The organism is Bacteroides cellulosilyticus DSM 14838 (assembly GCF_000158035.1).
Taxonomy (GTDB): domain Bacteria; phylum Bacteroidota; class Bacteroidia; order Bacteroidales; family Bacteroidaceae; genus Bacteroides; species Bacteroides cellulosilyticus.
In genome coordinates this window covers 704,701-708,048 of record NZ_EQ973492.1, presented here as the reverse complement: position 1 = coordinate 708,048, position 3,348 = coordinate 704,701, and the positions used below count along the sequence as shown (strand labels likewise).

Genomic DNA, 3,348 nt, shown 5'->3' with positions numbered 1-3,348 from the left:
CCCCTTTATAAAAAAGCCGCACCGATGATGTGATGAAACTCCGAATGACATGATTTGAGCGCTCGTCCTCTTTGTAATCCACTGACTCAAAGGTTACCCCGAAGGGCGTGGCCCGCCATTGAGAAGCGAAGCTTGTCTCGGTATTTCATAATAGTTTGATGAGTTTCCCGATCCAATCAATGCGGCTATATTTTCTACAACAAATGTAGTAAGTTTCCGTCAAAGAAACAAGGAAAAACATGATTTTGTTTCCTTCAGACAAGACATTTTATATAATATCTCCCCTACTATAAGCAAAAAGTGCCGATTACTCATTCGTAATCAGCACTTTGTCAATTATTTGCTAAATAAACTTAAGCAGCTTTTGCTTTAGCTACGATAGCCTTGAAAGCTTCCGGATGGTTCATCGCTAAATCAGCCAAAACTTTACGGTTGATTTCGATTCCTGCTTTGTGCAAAGCACCCATCAGCTTAGAATAAGACATACCTTCCAAACGAGCTGCAGCATTAATACGCTGAATCCACAAAGCGCGGAAGTTTCTTTTCTTGTTCTTACGGTCACGGAACGCATAAGTCAGACCTTTCTCCCAAGTATTCTTGGCAACGGTCCATACGTTCTTTCTTGCACCAAAGTAGCCTCTGGTTAATTTCAAAATTTTCTTTCTTCTTGCTCTTGAAGCAACGTGATTTACTGATCTTGGCATAGTTTTACTAATTTTTGAATGTTAGCGCCATTACTTCACGCAACGGACTTAAAGCTAATGCATTCGGTTAATACTTTAAAATACTTTGTACGCTTTTTACTTCATTGCTAAGAGTTCCTTAACTTGGCTTACGTTTGTCACGTCAACTGTAGTTGAATGGCACAAGTTTCTTTTTTGCTTCTTAGTTTTCTTAGTCAAGATATGACTGTGAAAAGCGTGCTTTCTTTTGATTTTACCTGTTCCGGTAAGAGTAAATCTCTTTTTAGAACCGGAGTTAGTCTTCATCTTTGGCATCTTACTTATTTTTAAATTATTTAAATTATATGGCAACGCACTATACCTGTGGCGTTACTCATTTCTTTTTTATTCTTCTGTTTCAGCCGGAGCCGCTTTCGATCCTTCTGCGGATTTCGGTGCTGCAGACTTCTTTGGTGCCTCTTTCTTTTTTGGAGAAAGCTGAATGGTCATTCTTTTCCCTTCCAATATCGGCATTTGGTCTACTTTCGCATAGTCTTCCAAATCATTGGCAAATCGCAGCAACAATACCTCCCCTTGTTCTTTAAACAAGATTGAACGACCTTTAAAGAATACATAGGCTTTCACCTTATCACCATCTTCCAAGAATCCTCTGGCATGTTTCAACTTGAAGTTGTAATCGTGATCATCGGTTTGTGGACCGAAACGAATCTCCTTCACATTTACTTTAACCTGCTTTGCCTTCTGTTCCTTCTGACGCTTCTTCAGCTGATAAAGAAATTTAGAGTAATCAACGATTCGACAAACAGGGGGTTGCGCGTTTGGAGAGATTTCCACGAGATCCACCTCACGCTCTTCGGCAAGCTTTAATGCCTGAGCTATCGGATATACGTTTGGTTCTACTTCATCGCCCACTATGCGGACTTCTTTGGCACGGATTTGCTCATTAATCCGATATTGCCCTTTTAAGCTGTCATTTTTCATTAAATAACCTCTATTTCCAGTTTGTTTCTTATTTATTACTCCCAAATTATTATTTTTTAAGTTAGATAAAAGCTATCTTCAAAACATCACTATATGCTATGCTTTTATAAGTGGGCGCAAAGTTACCATTTATTTATCATATTCTGAACTTCTTCGTTCAAAATTTTAGCAAATTCTTCAAATTTCATAGTACCCTTATCGCCTTCCCCTTGCTTGCGGACGGAAACTTCTCTATTTTCAGCTTCTTTTTCACCCACAATCAACATGTAAGGAATACGCTTCAATTCGTTATCGCGAATCTTACGTCCTATCTTCTCGTTACGCTCATCCACAATTGCACGAATATCGTATTGTTTCAAGAACTTCTTCACTTCTTGTGCGTAGTCATTGAATTTTTCGCTGATGGGCAGAATAGCCACCTGTTCAGGAGTCAGCCACAATGGGAATTTACCAGCCGTATGCTCAATAAGCACAGCAACAAAACGCTCCATAGAACCAAACGGCGCACGGTGTATCATTACCGGACGATGTTTCTGATTATCAGCGCCTGTATATTCCAATTCAAAACGCTCCGGCAAGTTATAGTCCACCTGAATGGTACCCAACTGCCAACGGCGGCCGATAGCATCTTTCACCATAAAATCCAACTTCGGACCATAGAAAGCAGCTTCACCATACTCAATTCTGGCACTCAAGCCCTTTTCTTCACAAGCCTCAATAATAGATTGTTCAGCTCTTTCCCAGTTTTCATCGCTACCAATATATTTTTCACGATTCACTTTGTCACGCAAGGAAATCTGAGCCTCCACATTGGCAAAGTCCATGGAACGGAATACGATTGAAATAATATCCATCACGCGCAAGAATTCATCCTTCACCTGATCGGGACGGCAGAAGATATGTGCATCATCCTGCGTAAAACTACGTACACGCGTTAATCCGTGTAATTCACCACTTTGCTCATAACGACAAACCGTACCAAACTCAGCCAGGCGCAAAGGCAGATCTTTATATGAACGCGGAGAATTCTTATAAATCATACAGTGATGAGGACAATTCATCGGTTTCAAGAAGTACTCCTCTCCTTCTTCGGGCGTATGAATAGGCTGGAACGAATCTTTACCATATTTTGCATAGTGGCCGGAAGTGATATACAACAACTTGTTACCGATCGGGGGAGTGATAACCTCCTGATAATCGTAACGTGCCTGGATACGACGCAAGAATTCCTGCAGACGCAAGCGCAACGCAGTCCCCTTCGGCAACCACATCGGTAGTCCTTTACCCACTGTGTCGGAGAACATAAATAAATCCATTTCCTTACCGATCTTACGATGATCACGCTTCTTGGCTTCTTCCAGCATAGCCAGATATTCATCCAACATTTTCTTTTTCGGGAATGTGATACCATAAATACGCGTCATCATCTTACGATCCTCATGTCCACGCCAATATGCACCAGCCACCGACATCAACTTAATAGCCTTGATCGGCGCGGTAGTCATCAAATGTGGACCACGGCATAAATCCGTGAAAGCACCTTGTGTATAAGTTGTTATACGACCATCCTCCAATTCGGAGATCAACTCACACTTATAGTTCTCACCACGGTCACCGAATTTCTTCAATGCATCCGTTTTTGAAATACTTTCTCTTACAACAGCTTCCTTCTTCGCCACTAATT

The 3,348-nt window shown here is 41.2% G+C and carries 4 protein-coding genes; all 4 read right to left on the bottom strand.

All coding sequences use genetic code 11. The features are described from left to right. Positions 1 to 353: 353 nt before the first annotated feature. On the bottom strand, positions 354 to 704 hold the full coding sequence (rplT, locus tag BACCELL_RS21035; protein WP_007214085.1) for a 50S ribosomal protein L20: 351 nt from the start codon (positions 702 to 704) through the stop codon (positions 354 to 356). 96 nt (positions 705 to 800) lie between these two features. Then, the gene (gene rpmI / locus BACCELL_RS21030) at positions 801 to 998 is read right to left on the bottom strand and encodes a 50S ribosomal protein L35 (protein ID WP_007214084.1); all 198 of its coding nucleotides are present in this window, start codon (positions 996 to 998) and stop codon (positions 801 to 803) included. 69 nt (positions 999 to 1,067) lie between these two features. Further along, positions 1,068 to 1,664 (bottom strand): translation initiation factor IF-3, encoded by a 597-nt coding sequence (gene infC / locus BACCELL_RS21025; RefSeq protein ID WP_007214083.1) that lies wholly within the window; start codon positions 1,662 to 1,664, stop codon positions 1,068 to 1,070. 122 nt (positions 1,665 to 1,786) lie between these two features. Next, positions 1,787 to 3,348 (bottom strand): threonine--tRNA ligase (gene thrS / locus BACCELL_RS21020; protein WP_007214082.1); only part of this gene is annotated, 1,562 nt, incomplete at its 5' end.